Raw genomic sequence first — 15,722 nt, 5'->3', positions numbered from 1 at the left:
CATGAGCGATATTCTTCTGCAGGTCAGCGGGTTGAAGGTGGCGTACGGTGGCATCCAGGCCGTCAAGGGCGTCGATTTCGAGGTCCGCGAAGGCGAGCTCGTCTCGCTCATCGGCTCCAACGGCGCGGGCAAGACGACGACCATGAAGGCCATCACCGGCACGCTGCCCTATGTCGAGGGCAACATCCTCTACCTGGGCCGCAGCATCAAGGGCCGCGGCGCCTGGGACCTGGTGGGCGAGGGCCTGGTGATGGTGCCCGAGGGTCGCGGCGTCTTCACGCGCATGACGATCACCGAGAACCTGCAGATCGGCGCCTACGTGCGCAACGACAAGGCCGGCATCGCGGCCGACATCCAGCGCATGTTCGACATCTTCCCGCGCCTGCGCGAGCGCAAGGACCAGCTCGCCGGCACCATGTCCGGCGGCGAACAGCAGATGCTCGCCATGGGCCGCGCGCTCATGGCGCGCCCGAAGGTGCTGCTGCTCGACGAGCCGTCGATGGGCCTGTCGCCGATCATGGTCGACAAGATCTTCGAGGTCGTGCAGACCGTGCACGGCCAGGGCGTGACGGTGCTGCTGGTCGAGCAGAACGCCAGCCGCGCGCTGCAGATCGCCGATCGCGGCTATGTGATGGAGTCGGGCATCGTCACGATGTCGGGCGACGCCCGGACGATGCTCGACGACCCCAAGGTCCGGGCCGCCTACCTCGGCGAGTGAAGGAGAGGCCCGCCCTGCGCGACACGCCGTGCGGGGCAGGGCGGGGCGGACTCAGTCGACCCGCGCCCCGGTCGCCTTCACCACGTCGCGGTACTTGGCGAGTTCGCTCTTCATGAAGGCGCCGAACTGTTCGGGCGTGCCAGGCACCGGCTCGGCGAGCAGGCCGGCGAAGCGGCTGCGTGCCTCGGGCGAGTTCAATGCCACCACGAAGGCCTGGTTGAGCTTGGCGATGGTCTCGCGCGGCGTGCCCGCCGGCGCCACCAGCCCCCACCACGTGTCGATCGAGAATCCCTTGAGCGTGTCGGCGATGGGGGCCACGCCGGGCAGGGCGTCGCTGCGCGTCGGGGTCGTCACGGCGATGGCGCGCAGCTTGCCGGAACGGATGTTCGGCGCGGCGGTGGCCAGGTTGTCGAAGTTGAAATCGACCTGGCCCGACAGCAGCGCCAGTTGCGCCGGATTGCCACCGTTGTAGGGAATGTGGAGGGCGAAGATGCCTGCTTCCTTCTTGAACATCTCGCCGGCCAGATGCCCGGCGCTGCCGTTGCCGCCGCTGCCGTAGTTGAGCTTGCCGGGGTTCGCCTTGGCATGGGCGATGAGCTGTGCGAGCGTGCCGATCTTCAGTCGCTGGGCGACCTCGGTGTTCATCACCAGCACGTTGGGCACGCGCACCATCTGCGTGATGGGGGTGAAGTCGGTCGTGACGTCGAAGGGCATCCTGGCGTACAGCCACGGATTGACGGCATGCGTCGCCGTGGCCGCGATGCCGATCGTCAGGCCGTCGGGCGCGGCCTTGGCGATCGCGTCGACGCCGATGTTGCCGCCCGCCCCGGGCTTGTTCTCGATGAAGACCGTGCCGAGCGAATCCCGCACGCGCTCGGCGAGGATGCGCGCGGTCACGTCGATGGGACCGCCGGCCGCGTACGGCACGATCAGTCGGATCGGTTGCCCGACGGGCTGGGCGCGCGCCGTGACGCCCGACAGTGCCAGGGCGCCGAGCGCGAAGTGGGAAAGGAGGGTGCGTCGTTGCATGGCGTCACGCATCAGGCGAGCGCCTTGTCGGCTTCGGTCGTGAAGGCGTCGGCGAAGAATTCCTCTTCGGGCAGACCGGCCTCGGCCACGTAGTCCCGCTTGGCCGACTCGACCACGACCGGGGCGCCGCAGGCATACACCTGGTGGCCGGAGAGGTCGGCGAAATCCTCCAGCACGGCGCGGTGCACGAAGCCGGTCCGGCCGGTCCAGTTGTCGTCCGGCGTGGCGTTGGAGACCACCGGCACGTAGCGCAGGTTGGGCATCTCCGCGAGCTGCGCCTGCAACCAGTCGTCCATGTACAGGTCCTCGGGCCGGCGGGCGCCCCAGTAGAGCGTGGCCGGGCGGTCGATGTTCTTGAACCGCATGTGCTCGAGCAGGGCCTTGATCGGCGCGAAACCGGTGCCCGAGGCCAGCAGCACGATCGGCTTGGCGGATTCCTCGCGCAGGAAGAAGCTGCCGTAGGGCCCTTCGATGCGCAGGATCTCCTTCTCCTTCATGGCGCCGAAGACGTGGTCGGTGAAGCGGCCGCCGGGCATGTGGCGGATGTGCAGTTCGATGCCGGTGCCCGGCTCGAGCAGGGTGTGCGGTGCGTTGGCCATCGAATAGCTGCGCCGCGCGCCGTCGCGCAGGATGAACTCGACGTACTGCCCGGCATGGAAGCGCATCGGCTCGCCCGCAGGCATCTGCAGGCGCACCTGCATGACGTCGTGCGACTTGCGCAACAGCGACAGCACCCGGGCAGGCATCTTGCGGATCGGGAAGGCGCCGATGTCGGTGACCTGGCGCGACTCGAGCATCACGTCGCTGCGCGCGGTGGCGCAGCAGGTGAGCACGAAACCGGCGATCTCTTCCTCGGCGCTGAGCGCCTTGCTCTGGTGCGGGCCGTGCGTGACCTCGCCGGAAAGCTTCCTGCACTTGCACGAGCCGCAGGCGCCGTCCTTGCAGCCGTAGGGCAGGCCGATGCCCTGGCGGATGGCCGACGACAGGATGGTCTCGTCGCCTTGCGCCACGAAGCTGCGTCCGCTGGGCTCGACGGTGATCTGGAAGCCGGTGTCAGGCGGAGATGCGCTGGTCATGGGTATTCTCGGAGGCTCGTTCTCGACTGGGATCCTGGATTTTGCCTTCAATCGCCCGACCCTCCGGCGCGCTGCCCGCGCGCTTCCGCAGGCAGCGCATCCTGATCGTCGGCTGCGGCGACGTCGGCCTGCGCGCGGCCGCGCTGCTGCATCCGCGCGTCCGGCTGATCGCCCTGACGTCGTCGCCCGGACGCGTGCCCGAACTGCGGGCCGCCGGCATCCTGCCCCTGGTCGCCGACCTGGACGCGCCCGGCGGCCTGCGTCGGCTCGCCGGCATCGCCACGCGCGTGCTGCACCTCGCGCCACCGCCGTCCGGCGACGCCGCCGGCCACTGGTGGCGCGATGCCCGCACCACCGCGCTGGCACGTGTGCTGATGCGCCGCTCGCCACCCGCCGCCCTGGTCTATGGTTCGACCAGCGGCGTCTACGGCGACTGCGGCGGCGAACGCATCGACGAGACCCGGGCCGTGCGGCCCCACAACCCGCGCGCGCACCGGCGGGTCGACGCCGAACGCACGGTGCGCTGGTTCGGCCGCGTGACCGGCGTCGCGGTGCGCATCCTTCGCATCCCGGGCATCTACGCCAGCGACCGCGAAGGCGGCACGCCGCACGCTCGCCTCCGCAGGGGCACGCCGGTGCTGCGCGCCGAGGACGACGTCTACACCAACCACATCCAGGCCGACGATCTGGCGCGCGCCTGCGTGGCGGCGCTGTGGCGCGGCGGTCCGCAGCGCGTGTTCCATGCGAGCGACGACACCGAGCTGAAGATGGGCGACTACATGGACTTCGCGGCCGACCTCTACGGCCTGCCGCGTCCGCCGCGCATCGCGCGCGAGGAAGCGCCGGCGCGACTGCCGGCATCGACGCTGAGCTTCATGGGCGAATCGAGACGCCTGGACAACACGCGCCTGAAGCGCGAGTTGCGCCTGCGGCTGCGTCACGCGACGGTGGCGAGCGGATTGCAAACTTTTCGGTGACGGGGCGCAGATAATCCGGCGTCGCGAAAATCGCCCGGGGGCGATTTCGTTTCTGGTTCGCCGAGCCAGCCACCCGCATCGACGCCATGCCCACGACCCAGCTTTCCGTGTATTTCTTCCTGCAGGCCGCCGTCATCATCGCGGTATGCCGGCTGGTCGGGCGGCTGGCGCAGCGCATGGGCCAGCCGCAGGTGGTGGGCGAGATGATCGCCGGCGTGCTGCTCGGCCCCTCGCTCTTCGGCCTGCTGCTGCCGGAACTGCAACGCGCGCTCTTTCCCAAGGAAACCCTGGGCATGCTCTACGTGGCGGGACAACTCGGCGTGGGCCTGTACATGTTCCTGGTGGGCACCGAGTTCCGAGGCGATCATTTCAGGAGCCGCTTCCGCAGCGCGGCGACGGTGTCGCTCGCCGGCATCCTGGTGCCCTTCGTGCTCGCCTTCGCGCTGGTGCCCTGGCTGCAGGGCGTGCCGGGGTTGTTCGCCGCCAAGACCCGGCCCCTGGAGGCGTCGCTGTTCCTGGGTGCCGCCATCGCGATCACCGCCTTTCCGATGCTCGCGCGCATCATCCACGAGCGCGGGCTCGCCGGCACGCCGCTGGGCACGCTGGCCCTCACGGCCGGTGCCGTCGACGACGCGGCCGCCTGGTGCATCCTGGCCATCGTGCTCGCCAGCTTCGGGGGTGCCTGGGGCGGCGCCTGGGCCGCGATCGGTGGCGGCGTCGCCTATGCGCTGTTCATGATCTTCGTCGGATCGCGATGGCTCAAGCGCCTGGCTCGGCATGCGCGGCCCGATGCGCCGCTGGGCTCGACGCTGCTGGCCAGCGTGCTGGTGCTGTTCGCCCTCAGCGCCTTCGCCATGGACGCCATCGGCATCCATGCGGTGTTCGGCGGTTTCCTGCTGGGCGCGGTCATGCCGCGCGGCGCGCTGACGCAGAAATTGCGCGAGCAGCTCCAGCCCTTCGTGGTGGTCTTCCTGCTGCCGATGTTCTTCACCTACTCGGGGCTCAACACGCGCATGGCGATGCTGTTCGAGCCCGGCATCCTGATGGCCGCGGCCGCCGTCGTCGCCGTGTCGGTCGGTGGCAAGGGCATCGCCTGCTGGGCCGCCGCGCGCTTCTCCGGCGAGAGCCCGCGCGACGCGATGGCCATCGGCGCGCTCATGAACGCACGGGGCCTGATGGAGCTGATCATCATCAACATCGGCCTGCAGGCCGGCGTGATCGAGGGCGGCCTGTTCTCGATCCTGGTCCTGATGGCCATCGTCACGACGCTGATGGCCACGCCCCTCTTCAACTGGATCACGCGCGAGCGACCGGTCCCCGTCCTGCAAGCCTCGACCCGATGACATCACCCCACAGCCCCCCGCCGATGACCACCGAATTCGAAGCCATGTTCGAGCTGGCGCCGGTCTCGCTCTGGCTGGAGGACTACAGCGGGTTGAAACGGCTGTTCGACCACTGGCGATCGCAAGGCGTGGTCGACCTGGTGGCGTTCCTGCGGGCCGACGGCGGCCGCGTCAGGGAGTGCATGGCGCAGTTGCGCGTGCTGCGCGTCAACGAGACCACGCTGCGGCTCTTCGCCGCGTCGAGCCAGGCCGAACTCGTCGACAACCTCGAACGCATCTTCCGCGACGACATGGCCGACAGCGTGATCCACGAGCTCGACCAGTTCTGGCGCGGCTGTCCACTGGTCGAGAACCGCACCGTGAACTATGCGCTCGACGGCCGCCGGCTCGACGTGCAGCTGCGCGTGCGCCTCCTGCCCGGCCACGAGTCGACCTGGGACCGCGCCCTGGTCTCGCTCGACGACGTCACCCGCCAGGTGCAGGCGGAGCGGCAGCGCGAGGAGAGCGCCCGCCATGCGCACGATCTGTTCGAACACTCGCCCGTTTCGCTGTGGGTGGAGGATTTCAGTGCCGTCAGGCGTCTGCTCGATGCGCTGCGCGAGCGCGGCATCAGCGACTTCAACACCTTCCTCAAGGTGCATCCCGAGTTCGTGATGCGCTGCATGCAGGAGATCCGCGTGATCGACGTCAATCGCGAGACGCTGCGCATGTTCGGGGCGCCCGACAAGAAGACGCTGCTGGAGAACATCCCGCGCATCTTCCGCGACGAGATGCGCGACTCGTTCGCCGAGCAGCTGCAGGACCTGTGGGCCGGCAAGACGCAGCAGCAGCGCGAGGTCTGCAACTACTCGCTCAACGGCGAGCCGGTGCACATCCACATGCAGTTCTCGGTGCTCGAGGACCACCAGGACGACTGGAGCATGGTGCTCGTCTCGCTCATGGACATCACCGCGCGCAAGAAGGCCGAGGCCTACCTCGAATACCTCGGCAAGCACGACGTGCTCACGCAACTCCGCAACCGCACGTTCTACACCGAGGAACTCAACCGCCTGCAACGCAAGGGTCCATGGCCGGTGTCGGTGATGTCGGTCGACCTCAACGGCCTCAAGCAGATCAACGACGAGGAAGGCCATGCCGCGGGCGACGCCTTGCTGCGGCGCGCGGGCGAGGTGCTGTCCAAGGCCGTGGACGCGCCGGCCTGGCCGGCGCGCATCGGAGGAGACGAGTTCGTCGTGCTGCTGCCGGCGACCGACGAGCGCGGCGTCCAGGCGATGCGCGAGCGCCTGGCATCGCTGCTCGAACTCAACAACCAGTTCTATGCCGGGCGCAGCGGGCACACGCTGAGCTTCGCCATCGGCACTGCCACGTGCGCGAGCGGCGAGTCGATCGATGCCGCGCTCATGCGCGCGGACAAATCCATGTACCAGGACAAGGTCCAGCACTACGCGGCGCAGGGCGCCGAGCGCAGGCGGTGAGACGGCCATGACCCTGCGCGCGCCTTTCGGCCATCTCAAGACCTGCGACGGTCAGATCCTGTGGGCGGACGAGGATGCCCACAACCTGCTGGGCTATGCCGTCGGCGCCTTGATCGACATGCCGTTCGCCGACGTCTGCGCCGTGCCGGCCGGCAACGGCGAGCCCGGCACGGGTGGCGACATGCCGGTGCCGGCCCTCGGCGCGACCCAGCGCTCGCGCATCGCGCTTCGCACGCGCACGGACCATTCGCTGCTCGTGGACCTGCGCGGCGAGCGCATGGACGACCGCTGCATCCTGTGGACGCTCGTTCCCGCCGCCACCGGTCTGCGCGCCGAACGCCTGGGCCTGCTGGAGCGACGGGACGCCCTCACGCGCCTGCCCAACCGGGTGCCGTCGTTCGACGACATGCCCGTGCGCAACCATCCCGAGGACGTCGAACGCCTGCTGGCCGTGTGCTATCTAGACATCGACCGGCTGCGCGACGTCAATGACGAGTTCGGCCCGATCGGGGGCGATGCCGTCCTGAGGGAGGTGGCCCGCCGCCTGCGCGGCGCGATGCCGCACGACGCGGGCGTGGCCCGGGTGGGGGGGGACGAATTCGCGCTCGTCATGCCGGTGTCGGGCCGGTCGCAGTGCGAGATGCTGCTGCGTCAGATCCTCGCCCGCATCGAACATCCGATCCGGCTGCAGGACCGGCTGGCACGCATCCGCGCGAGCATCGGCGTCGCGCTCATGACGCATGGCGAGCAGCCCACCGAGGTGATGCTGCAGCATGCCCAGCGCTCGGTGTTCTTCGCCAAGCGCGCCGGCAACAGCCAGATCCACTTCTTCGACGCCGAGCAGGCGATGGAGGAGCAGCAGGGCGTGCAAGCGCGCCAGCGCATCGCCGATGGCCTCGTCCGCCATGAATTCCGCTTGGCCTATCAGCCCAAGGTCGACATGCGCTGCGGCCGGGTCATCGGTTTCGAAGCGCTGATCCGCTGGCAGCATCCCGAGCGCGGTCTGCTGCAACCCGCCTCGTTCATCCCCCTGATCGAAGACGACGAGTTGGTCGAACACCTGGGCGACTGGGCCATCGGCGAGGCCTTGCGCGAGCTGTCGACATGGCTCGCACGCGACGTGGCGACCGTGGTGAGCGTGAACATCAGCCCGCGCCACATGCAGCGTCCCGACTTTCTCGACCGGTTGGAGGCCCACCTCGCGCACTGGCCCGGATTGCCGCCGGGCGTCCTCGAGCTTGAGATCCTGGAAACCTCCGCCATCAAGGATTTTGCCGCCGCGGCGCAGTTCATCGAAGCCTGCAAGACGCTGGGCGTTCCGGTCGCGATGGACGACTTCGGAACCGGCTATTCGTCGCTGACCTGCCTGCGGCAACTGCCGGTGGCCACGCTCAAGCTCGACCAGTCGTTCGTGCGCGGCGTGATCGACAACGTCCAGGACCGGGCGATCCTCAAAGGTGTGCTGCTCCTGGCCGAAGGCCTGGGACGCAAGGCCATCGCAGAAGGCGTCGAGTCGGTGGCGCACGGCGAGGCTCTGATGGCGCTGGGGTGCACGCTGGGGCAGGGCTACGGCATCGCCCGGCCCATGCCGCCCGCGGACGTGCCGCAATGGATCCTCGATTTCGAAAAGAATCCGCTCTGGAACCCCGCCTCCGATTGCCGCTGAGCGCGGTCATCCCTGAAATTTTCGGGTTTCCCGGGTCGCGTCGCGCTGGGATATACGGAGGTATTCAGGTCATGCTGCCCGAGAGGTTTCACGGCATTGGCATCCGACGGTTCTGGCAGTGTCGAACTGCTCGGGATCTCCACCCGGTTTTCGCAATTCCCGCCGGCTGCATGTCGCAGGAAATTGTTGAAAGTTCCACGAAATCGTAAGAAATTAATATCCAATTCTCTCGAGGGAAGCGATTTTTGTTCGGACGGGTTGATGTGGAATCAATTTTTCAATTAGAATTTTCTTTCTACTTTTTATCAGTCCGACGGACTCCCTCGAATGGCCTCCACCCTCGAAGACATCAATTCGCAGATCCAGAAGAACGAAGAGCACATTGCTCAATTGCGCAAGCAGGCCGACGAGCTGCGCAATCGTGAACGCGCTGGTGTGATCGACGATGTTCGCAAGAAGATTGCTGAATACGGCCTGACGGCGGCCGACTTGAAATTGTCGGGCGGTCGCTCGGCTGCCTCGGCTGGCAACAAGCGCAGCGTCACGGCAGCGCCCGTCAAGGCGGCGGCCAAATACCGCAGTGAAAGCGGCGAAACCTGGTCGGGTGGCCGTGGCCGCAAGCCCCGCTGGGTGACGGAAGCGCTCGCCGCCGGAAAATCGCTGTCTGATTTCGAGATCAAGTAAAGCGCGATGCAAAGCAGCAGGAAAGCCCGCGAATGCGGGCTTTTTCAATGCTCGACACCCCTCGGATTGATCACTTCGTCATCACGACCTTGCCCTTGACGCCGCGCGATCCCATGTGCGCGTAGGCCTGCTTCAATTGCGTCATCGGAAGAACGCGATCGATGACCGGCTTGATTTTGCCTTCGATGTACCACTTGGCCAATTCAGCCAGCATGTCGGCATTTGCCGACGGTTCCCGTCGGGCAAAATCTCCCCAGAAAACGCCGACCAGCGAAGCACCCTTGAGCAGCATCAGATTCAATGGCAGTGCCGGGATTGCACCGGCGGCGAAACCCACGACCAGGTAGCGACCACGCCAGCCGATCGAGCGAAAAGCCGGTTCGGCGAAATCTCCACCGACCGGGTCGTAGATCACATCAGGTCCCTTTCCATCGGTGGCAGCCTTGATGGCATCGCGGAACGCCGTGGGCACCGGATGCGCCGAATAATTGATGGCCGCGTCGGCGCCGATCGAGCGACAGAGTTCGCATTTCTCCTCCGTCGAGGCCGCCGCGACGACCCGTGCGCCGGCGGCCTTGGCGATCTGGATGGCCGCCGTGCCGACACCGCCTGCTGCGCCCAGTATCAGAACGGTCTCGCCGGCCTCGAGTTGGCCGCGGTCCATGAGCGCATGCCACGAGGTTCCGTAGGTCATGATGAATGCCGCTGCGTCCACGTGACCGAGTTCGACGGGCAAGGGCATGCATTGTGCGGCCGATGCGACCACATGGGTGGCGAAGCCGCCAGTGCCCGAGAGACAAGCGACATTCTGGCCGATCGTCAGGTTCTGGACGCCCGGCCCCACCTTGCGCACCACTCCGGCGTATTCCGACCCGGGCACGAACGGCAGCGGCGGCTTCATCTGGTACTTGTTCTGGACGATCAGGAGGTCGGGAAAGTTCAGACTCGCGGCCTCGATTTCGATCAGCACCTCGCCGGTCGCGGGTTCGGGCGTGGGCAATTCCTTCCAGACCAGCGCGTCGACGCCGGTGGGGTTCTCGCAAAGCCAGGCATGCATGCAACGTCTCCTTCAGCGGTCGCGGACAGGGCGCGAGCGCGCGCGATGATAGGTGTGCCTCCTGCGACGCAGTTGTCTCAGCCGTGACGGAGGCGCGCCCTACAATCGCGGCCACTTCCAGCAGCCATGAAGATACTGATTTCCAACGACGACGGTTTCCAGGCGCCAGGCATCGTCGCGCTCTACGAAGCGCTCAAGGACGTGGCGCAGGTCGAGGTGATCGCGCCCGAACTCAACAACAGCGCGAAGTCCAACGCCCTCACGCTGTCTTCGCCGCTGTATGTGCACCCGGCCCACAACGGTTTTCGCTACGTGACGGGAACGCCCGCCGACTGCGTGCACATCGCCCTCAAGGGCCTGCTGGATTACCGGCCTGACCTGGTGGTCTCCGGCATCAACAACGGCGCCAACATGGGCGACGACACCATCTATTCCGGCACGGTCGGAGCGGCGATGGAAGCCTACCTCTTCGGTGTTCCGGCCATCGCGTTCTCCCAGGTCGACAAGGGGTGGGCGCACATCGAGGACGCCGCACGCGTCGCGCGCCGGCTGGTCCAGCAGATCGAGCGCGAACGGATGCTCGAGGGTCCGGCTTGGCTGCTCAACGTCAACATCCCCAATCTGCCGTTCGACGAACTCCGGCCAGTCAAGGTCTGCCGGTTGGGACGTCGCCACGCTTCCGAGCGCGTCATCGTCCAGGACAGCCCGCGGGGCGACAAGATGTACTGGATCGCTGGCGCGAGCGGTGCCAGGGACAGCGGGGAGGGCACCGATTTCCATGCGACGTCACAGGGCCATGTGGCGTTGACGCCCCTGCAGGTGGACCTGACCGACCACGACAACCTGGGACAGTGGCGCGAAACCGTGGTGCGTCTGCTCGGATGACCCGACGTCCGGGTTTTCCGGTCCGGTTGGCGTCGCCGCCGTCCTTGGGTCCCGGGATGGGTGCGCGGAACGCCGCGGCGATCGGACTTCCCGGCGTCATGCCCGCATCCACGATGTCATCCGATGCCATGCGTTCGCGCATGGTGCAGCGCCTGGCAGCCCAGGGGGTGTCGGACGATCGGGTGCTGCGCGCGATGGCCGCCGTGGAAAGGCACCGGTTCGTCGACAGCGCCTTGTCCAGCCAGTCCTACGAGGACACGAGCCTGCCGATCGGTTTCGGACAGACGATCTCCAAACCCAATGTCGTGGGGCGCATGGTCGAGTTGCTGCTCGGCGCGCCCGCGCTGGCCAACAAGCCGGATGGCCGTCTCGGCCGCATCCTCGAGATCGGCACCGGCTGCGGCTACCAAGCGACGCTCCTGAGTCACATCGCGAGCGAGGTCTACAGCATCGAACGCGTGCGCGGCATGCACGAACGCGCTCGCACCAACTTGCGCCCGTTCCGCCTCGCCACGGTGCACCTGCTGCTGGGGGACGGCATGCTCGGCTATGCCAGGGGCGCTCCCTATGCCGGCATCATCGCGGCCGCCAGTGGAGACGCTGTTCCCGAGGCATGGATCGATCAGCTGGCGCCCGGCGGCCGTATCGTGGCGCCCACCCGATCGGCCAGCGGGCAGCAGGTCCTGGTGGTGATCGATCGGACCCATCTGGGCGTGCGGCGTCAGGCCTTGGAGGCCGTCCACTTCGTCCCCCTAAAATCGGGGATTGCTTGAAGGAATGGAACACATGCACGGTTTTGGCAACGGGAGCTGGCTCGTCGGCATGACGCTGGCGGCGACGCTCGTGGTGGCGGGATGCGCCGCACCCAGCAGACCCGCCGCGCCGGTCGAGGATCGCGGCACGATGGTCGGCGCTCCGGGTGCGTCCGCAGGGTCGTCCGGTGGCCCCATGCTGACCACCGATCCCTATGGCAAGCCGCTGCCTGGGATCGAGAACTATGGCAAGCCCGGCTACTACACGGTCCGTCCGGGCGACACGATCCGCCGCATCGGTGTCGAAACCGGCCAGACCTGGCAGAACCTCGTGCGCTGGAACAACCTCGAGCGACCCGACATCATCGAAGTCGGTCAGGTGTTGCGGGTGATCCCGCCAGGGACCAATCCGGTCGGTGGCGCACCGACGACGGCGGGCGGCAGCATCGACCCGGCCACCGGTGTCGTCACGCGTCCGGTGGCGCCGCAGCCCGCCATCGCGGCCGGCCCGACGGGCGCGGCCGCGTCCGCTGCGGCGCCAGCTGCCGTTGCCAAGCCATCGACGCCATCGACCGGTGACGAGGACGTCGGCTGGATCTGGCCTGCCCAGGGCACTCTGCTCGCCGGTTTCAGCGAGGCGAAGAACAAGGGCCTGGACATCGGTGGCAAGGCTGGCGACGCGGTGATCGCCGCGGCCGATGGCCGCGTGGTGTATGCCGGTGCCGGCCTGCGTGGCTACGGCAATCTCATCATCCTCAAGCACAACAACACCTACCTCACGGCCTATGCGCACAACCAGACGCTGTTGGTCAAGGAAGACCAGTCGGTGCAGAAGGGCCAGAAGATCGCCGAGATGGGCAACAGCGATGCCGATCGGGTGAAGCTGCACTTCGAGATCCGTCGGCAGGGCAAGCCCGTCGATCCCGCGCGGTACCTGCCGTCGCGCTGAACCCGGCGGGCCCCACGGCGGCCGCTCCCGAGGCCGGCCACCACGCCGGCCCAGAAACACATCGGTCATGACGGATTCCAAGAGAAGCAGAAAAAACGCGGCTCCCGCGGCCTTCGACGAATGGCTCGAAGTCGGATCGCTCGATCTCGAGGCACAGGGCGTGGCGCGCAAGCCCGATGGCATGGTGGTCTTCGTCGAAGGCGCGCTGCCATTCGAGGAGGTCCAGGTGGACGTCCTGCGTGGCAAGAACAACTGGGAGCAGGGCACCGTCCGGTCCATCCGACGCGAGTCATCGCAGCGGGTACGGCCCGGATGTCCCCATTTCGGGCTGCATCCGGGTGCCTGCGGTGGCTGCAAGATGCAGCATCTTGACGCGACCGCCCAAGTGGCCATCAAGCAGCGCGTGCTCGAGGACAACCTGTGGCACCTGGGAAAGGTACGTGCCGAAACGCTGCTTCGACCGCTCGAAGGGCCGGCTTGGCACTACCGCTATCGCGCTCGCCTTTCCGTGCGCTACGTGGCCAAGAAGAACACGGTGCTGATCGGCTTTCACGAGCGCAAGAGCCGCTACCTCGCCGACATGCAGGTCTGCCCGGTGCTTCCGCAGGCCGTCAGCGCGATGCTCATGCCCCTTCGCGAATTGATTGGTGCGCTGGAAGCCCGCGACAGCTGTCCGCAGATCGAACTGGCCTGCGGGGATGCGCCGTCCGCCGCCGATGGCAGCGCGACCGCGTCGGCGAAATTGGGCGTCATCGCGCTGGTGCTGCGTCATCTCGTGCCATTGTCGGGCAGCGACATCCAGCGCCTGCGCGACTTTGCCGCCCAGCACGAAGGCGTGCAGTGGTGGCTTCAAGCCAAGGGACCGGATACCGTCAGGCTGCTCGACGAAGACCACATGCCACTGGCCTACGAGTTGCCTGAATTCGGCATCAACATGCCATTCAGGCCGACCGACTTCACACAGGTCAATCCCCACATCAACCGGGTGCTTGTCGCACGCGCGCTGCGCCTGCTGGAGGTGCGGTCGCACGAGCGTGTCATCGACTGGTTCTGCGGCCTGGGGAATTTCACCCTGCCTCTGGCCACGCGCGCGCGCGAGGTGCTGGGCATCGAAGGCAGCGACACGCTGGTTGCGCGCGCCACCGCGAACTACGAACGCAATCGGCCGGCAGGTCTTTTGGGCCGTTCGGGACGGGGCCCACTGTCGCCGACGTCTTTCGTGACGCGAAACCTGTTCGACATGACACCCGACATGCTCGTGGCCGACGGCACGGCCGACAAATGGCTCGTCGATCCACCCCGCGAAGGCGCGTTCGCTCTGGTCAAGGCATTGGTCGACCTTCAGCAACGGCGGGTTGAGGAAGGGGACGACGGCATGCCGCACGATGCGGTCGGGGCGGGTTGGTCGCCGCCACGGCGAATCGTCTATGTTAGTTGCAATCCGTCGACGCTCGCCCGTGATGCCGGCCTGCTGGTCAATCAGGCCGGCTATGTGTGCACACTCGCCGGGGTGGTGAACATGTTTCCGCACACATCGCACGTCGAATCGATCGCTGTTTTCGACCTCCCCTGAGAGAAGCCGCGTCTCCGAGGACATGACAGGCCGGACGATCTCCGTGGCGCGAGCAGATGGCAACCGTGCTCACCAAGCAAAAAGGCCCCGCAGGGCCTCTTTGCTCTTTCCGGCCCTTCGGGACGGATGACGAGCTCAGTCGCGCTCTCCGCCCATGATGCCCAACAGCGCCAGCAGGCTCTGGAAAACATTGAACAGGTCGAGGTAGAGCGCCAGCGTGGCGCTGATGTAGTTGGTTTCTCCGCCGTCCAGAATGCGCTTCAGGTCGTAGAGCATGAAGGCCGAGAAGATGCCGATCGCCAGCACCGAGATCATCATCACGCCAGCCGTGGAGCCCACGAAGACGTTGATGACCGCACTTGCCATCAACACCAGGGCGCCGACGAACAGCCACTTTCCCAAGCCCGAAAGGTCGCGCTTGATGACGCTTGCCAGCGAGGCCATCACGAAGAAGACCCCGGCCGTGCCGCCAAAAGCCGTCATGATCAGTTCGGAACCGTTCCTGAAACCCAGCACCATGGCGATCAGACGTGACAGCATCAGTCCCATGAAGAACGTGAAGGCCAGCAAGACCGGCACACCCAGGCCGGAATTCTTGGTCTTCTCGATGGCGAACATGAATCCGAACGCACCCACCATGAACACGACGAGACCCAAGCCACCGGTCAATGAACGGGTGATGCCGGTTTCGACGCCGACCCAGGCGCCCAGCACCGTCGGCAACATGCTCAGCGCCAACAGCCAATAGGTATTGCGCAGGACCCGTTGGCGGTCGGTCGGCGCAAGCGTCTGCCCATGATCGGCAGCGATGTTCGTCGTGGTGACGCGATCGTTCATGACAAGACTCCTGGGAATTGCAGCCACTGTGGCCAGAAAAGACATTTTAGAACCTGTCGCCGCGACCGTGTCGATCGTCGTGGCGGCATGTGCCGGCCTGAAGCTCGACAGTGCTCGAAGTATGCTCGCCCGTCTTTCCAACTACCCGACGGTCCGTACCATGCAAACCAAATCCTTTCTCGAACTCGCCGACGTCAAGCTCGTCGCAGCCGCCGCCGAAGCCGAAGCCATCAAGAACAACTGGGCCGTGACGATCGCCATTGCCGACGATGGGGGCAACCTGCTCTGGTTGCAGCGGCTCGATGGCGCCGCAGCGATTTCCGCCCACATCGCGCCCGCCAAGGCGCATGCGTCTGCGCTGGGCCGCCGTGAGAGCAAGGGCTACGAGGACATGATCAATGCCGGACGCACTGCCTTCCTGTCGGCACCGACCGTCCAGGGGCTGCTCGAAGGCGGCGTCCCGATCGTCAAGGACGGTCACGTCATCGGCGCGGTCGGCGTCAGCGGTGTGAAGGCGAACGAGGACGCGCAGGTCGCCAAGGCCGGCGTGGCGGCACTCGGGCTCTGAACGGTCGCGACGCAACGAAAAACGCCGGCTCGCATGACGCGAACCGGCGTTCCGATCGATCGACGAAAACTGCAGAAATCGCACCGGGGGAAAAAAAGCTTGGCTAGTCGGTCGAAACCGTTGGCTAGCAAAA

The 15,722-nt window shown here is 66.6% G+C and carries 15 protein-coding genes; 11 read left to right on the top strand and 4 right to left on the bottom strand.

The features are described from left to right. Nucleotide 1: 1 nt before the first annotated feature. Nucleotides 2-718 carry an ABC transporter ATP-binding protein gene (locus NF681_15350; GenBank protein UST53664.1) on the top strand — a complete coding sequence of 239 codons (717 nt, stop codon included), beginning with the start codon at nt 2-4 and terminating at the stop codon, nt 716-718. A 51-nt stretch (nt 719-769) separates the two neighbouring features. Here the strand turns inward: NF681_15350 and NF681_15345 are convergent, their stop codons facing one another. Together NF681_15345 and NF681_15340 are read right to left on the bottom strand one after the other, a co-directional pair. After that, on the bottom strand, nt 770-1,747 hold the full coding sequence (locus NF681_15345; protein ID UST53663.1) for a tripartite tricarboxylate transporter substrate binding protein: 978 nt from the start codon (nt 1,745-1,747) through the stop codon (nt 770-772). Between the two features lie 11 nt (nt 1,748-1,758). Then, complete coding sequence (locus NF681_15340; GenBank protein UST53662.1) at nt 1,759-2,823, bottom strand: CDP-6-deoxy-delta-3,4-glucoseen reductase; 1,065 nt, start codon at nt 2,821-2,823, stop codon at nt 1,759-1,761. 41 nt (nt 2,824-2,864) lie between these two features. On the opposite strand from NF681_15340, the gene NF681_15335 reads away from it, so the two are divergent. The 5 genes from NF681_15335 to NF681_15315 all read left to right on the top strand — a co-directional run bounded on the left by NF681_15335 (nt 2,865) and on the right by NF681_15315 (nt 8,968). Continuing rightward, nucleotides 2,865-3,800 (top strand): sugar nucleotide-binding protein, encoded by a 936-nt coding sequence (locus NF681_15335; protein UST53661.1) that lies wholly within the window; start codon nt 2,865-2,867, stop codon nt 3,798-3,800. Nucleotides 3,801-3,886: 86 nt separating this feature from the next. Further along, on the top strand, nt 3,887-5,143 hold the full coding sequence (locus tag NF681_15330) for a cation:proton antiporter (GenBank protein UST53660.1): 1,257 nt from the start codon (nt 3,887-3,889) through the stop codon (nt 5,141-5,143). 23 nt (nt 5,144-5,166) lie between these two features. Next, nucleotides 5,167-6,618, top strand: a complete 1,452-nt coding sequence (locus NF681_15325; protein ID UST53659.1) for a GGDEF domain-containing protein — start codon at nt 5,167-5,169, stop codon at nt 6,616-6,618. A 7-nt stretch (nt 6,619-6,625) separates the two neighbouring features. After that, nucleotides 6,626-8,284 (top strand): bifunctional diguanylate cyclase/phosphodiesterase, encoded by a 1,659-nt coding sequence (locus NF681_15320; protein ID UST53658.1) that lies wholly within the window; start codon nt 6,626-6,628, stop codon nt 8,282-8,284. Between the two features lie 327 nt (nt 8,285-8,611). Further along, on the top strand, nt 8,612-8,968 hold the full coding sequence (locus NF681_15315) for an H-NS histone family protein (GenBank protein UST53657.1): 357 nt from the start codon (nt 8,612-8,614) through the stop codon (nt 8,966-8,968). Nucleotides 8,969-9,038: 70 nt separating this feature from the next. Here the strand turns inward: NF681_15315 and NF681_15310 are convergent, their stop codons facing one another. Next, entirely contained in the window at nt 9,039-10,025 is a 987-nt protein-coding gene (locus NF681_15310) for an NADPH:quinone oxidoreductase family protein (protein UST53656.1), read from the bottom strand. A gap of 126 nt (nt 10,026-10,151) precedes the next feature. On the opposite strand from NF681_15310, the gene surE reads away from it, so the two are divergent. The 4 genes from surE to rlmD all read left to right on the top strand — a co-directional run bounded on the left by surE (nt 10,152) and on the right by rlmD (nt 14,184). Beyond that, on the top strand, nt 10,152-10,910 hold the full coding sequence (surE, locus tag NF681_15305; GenBank protein UST53655.1) for a 5'/3'-nucleotidase SurE: 759 nt from the start codon (nt 10,152-10,154) through the stop codon (nt 10,908-10,910). A 56-nt stretch (nt 10,911-10,966) separates the two neighbouring features. Further along, nucleotides 10,967-11,683: a protein-L-isoaspartate(D-aspartate) O-methyltransferase gene (locus tag NF681_15300; protein ID UST55804.1), complete on the top strand. Its 717-nt coding sequence runs from the start codon at nt 10,967-10,969 to the stop codon at nt 11,681-11,683. A gap of 13 nt (nt 11,684-11,696) precedes the next feature. After that, the gene (locus tag NF681_15295; protein UST53654.1) at nt 11,697-12,611 is read left to right on the top strand and encodes a peptidoglycan DD-metalloendopeptidase family protein; all 915 of its coding nucleotides are present in this window, start codon (nt 11,697-11,699) and stop codon (nt 12,609-12,611) included. Between the two features lie 67 nt (nt 12,612-12,678). Further along, entirely contained in the window at nt 12,679-14,184 is a 1,506-nt protein-coding gene (gene rlmD / locus NF681_15290) for a 23S rRNA (uracil(1939)-C(5))-methyltransferase RlmD (protein UST53653.1), read from the top strand. Nucleotides 14,185-14,319: 135 nt separating this feature from the next. On the opposite strand, the gene NF681_15285 is transcribed toward rlmD, so the two are convergent. Then, the gene (locus tag NF681_15285) at nt 14,320-15,021 is read right to left on the bottom strand and encodes a Bax inhibitor-1/YccA family protein (GenBank protein ID UST53652.1); all 702 of its coding nucleotides are present in this window, start codon (nt 15,019-15,021) and stop codon (nt 14,320-14,322) included. A 160-nt stretch (nt 15,022-15,181) separates the two neighbouring features. On the opposite strand from NF681_15285, the gene NF681_15280 reads away from it, so the two are divergent. After that, nucleotides 15,182-15,589, top strand: a complete 408-nt coding sequence (locus NF681_15280) for a heme-binding protein (GenBank protein ID UST55803.1) — start codon at nt 15,182-15,184, stop codon at nt 15,587-15,589. Nucleotides 15,590-15,722: the final 133 nt, after the last annotated feature.

It is taken from the genome of Comamonadaceae bacterium OTU4NAUVB1 (genome assembly GCA_024372625.1).
GTDB lineage: Bacteria > Pseudomonadota > Gammaproteobacteria > Burkholderiales > Burkholderiaceae_C > Variovorax.
Note: the sequence above shows the minus strand (reverse complement) of the source record. Positions and strands in the feature narration are given on the sequence as shown.

Excerpts from the sequence above, each read along its gene's own strand:
- NF681_15295 (UST53654.1), top strand. The coding sequence starts at position 11,697 with ATGCACGGTTTTGGCAACGGGAGCTGGCTCGTCGGCATGACGCTGGCG.
- NF681_15350 (UST53664.1), top strand. The coding sequence starts at position 2 with ATGAGCGATATTCTTCTGCAGGTCAGCGGGTTGAAGGTGGCGTACGGT.
- NF681_15320 (UST53658.1), top strand. The coding sequence starts at position 6,626 with ATGACCCTGCGCGCGCCTTTCGGCCATCTCAAGACCTGCGACGGTCAG.
- NF681_15280 (UST55803.1), top strand. The coding sequence starts at position 15,182 with ATGCAAACCAAATCCTTTCTCGAACTCGCCGACGTCAAGCTCGTCGCA.
- NF681_15325 (UST53659.1), top strand. The coding sequence starts at position 5,167 with ATGACCACCGAATTCGAAGCCATGTTCGAGCTGGCGCCGGTCTCGCTC.
- NF681_15315 (UST53657.1), top strand. The coding sequence starts at position 8,612 with ATGGCCTCCACCCTCGAAGACATCAATTCGCAGATCCAGAAGAACGAA.
- NF681_15300 (UST55804.1), top strand. The coding sequence starts at position 10,967 with ATGGGTGCGCGGAACGCCGCGGCGATCGGACTTCCCGGCGTCATGCCC.
- surE (UST53655.1), top strand. The coding sequence starts at position 10,152 with ATGAAGATACTGATTTCCAACGACGACGGTTTCCAGGCGCCAGGCATC.
- NF681_15340 (UST53662.1), bottom strand. The coding sequence starts at position 2,823 with ATGACCAGCGCATCTCCGCCTGACACCGGCTTCCAGATCACCGTCGAG.
- NF681_15330 (UST53660.1), top strand. The coding sequence starts at position 3,887 with ATGCCCACGACCCAGCTTTCCGTGTATTTCTTCCTGCAGGCCGCCGTC.
- NF681_15310 (UST53656.1), bottom strand. The coding sequence starts at position 10,025 with ATGCATGCCTGGCTTTGCGAGAACCCCACCGGCGTCGACGCGCTGGTC.
- NF681_15345 (UST53663.1), bottom strand. The coding sequence starts at position 1,747 with ATGCAACGACGCACCCTCCTTTCCCACTTCGCGCTCGGCGCCCTGGCA.
- NF681_15285 (UST53652.1), bottom strand. The coding sequence starts at position 15,021 with ATGAACGATCGCGTCACCACGACGAACATCGCTGCCGATCATGGGCAG.
- rlmD (UST53653.1), top strand. The coding sequence starts at position 12,679 with ATGACGGATTCCAAGAGAAGCAGAAAAAACGCGGCTCCCGCGGCCTTC.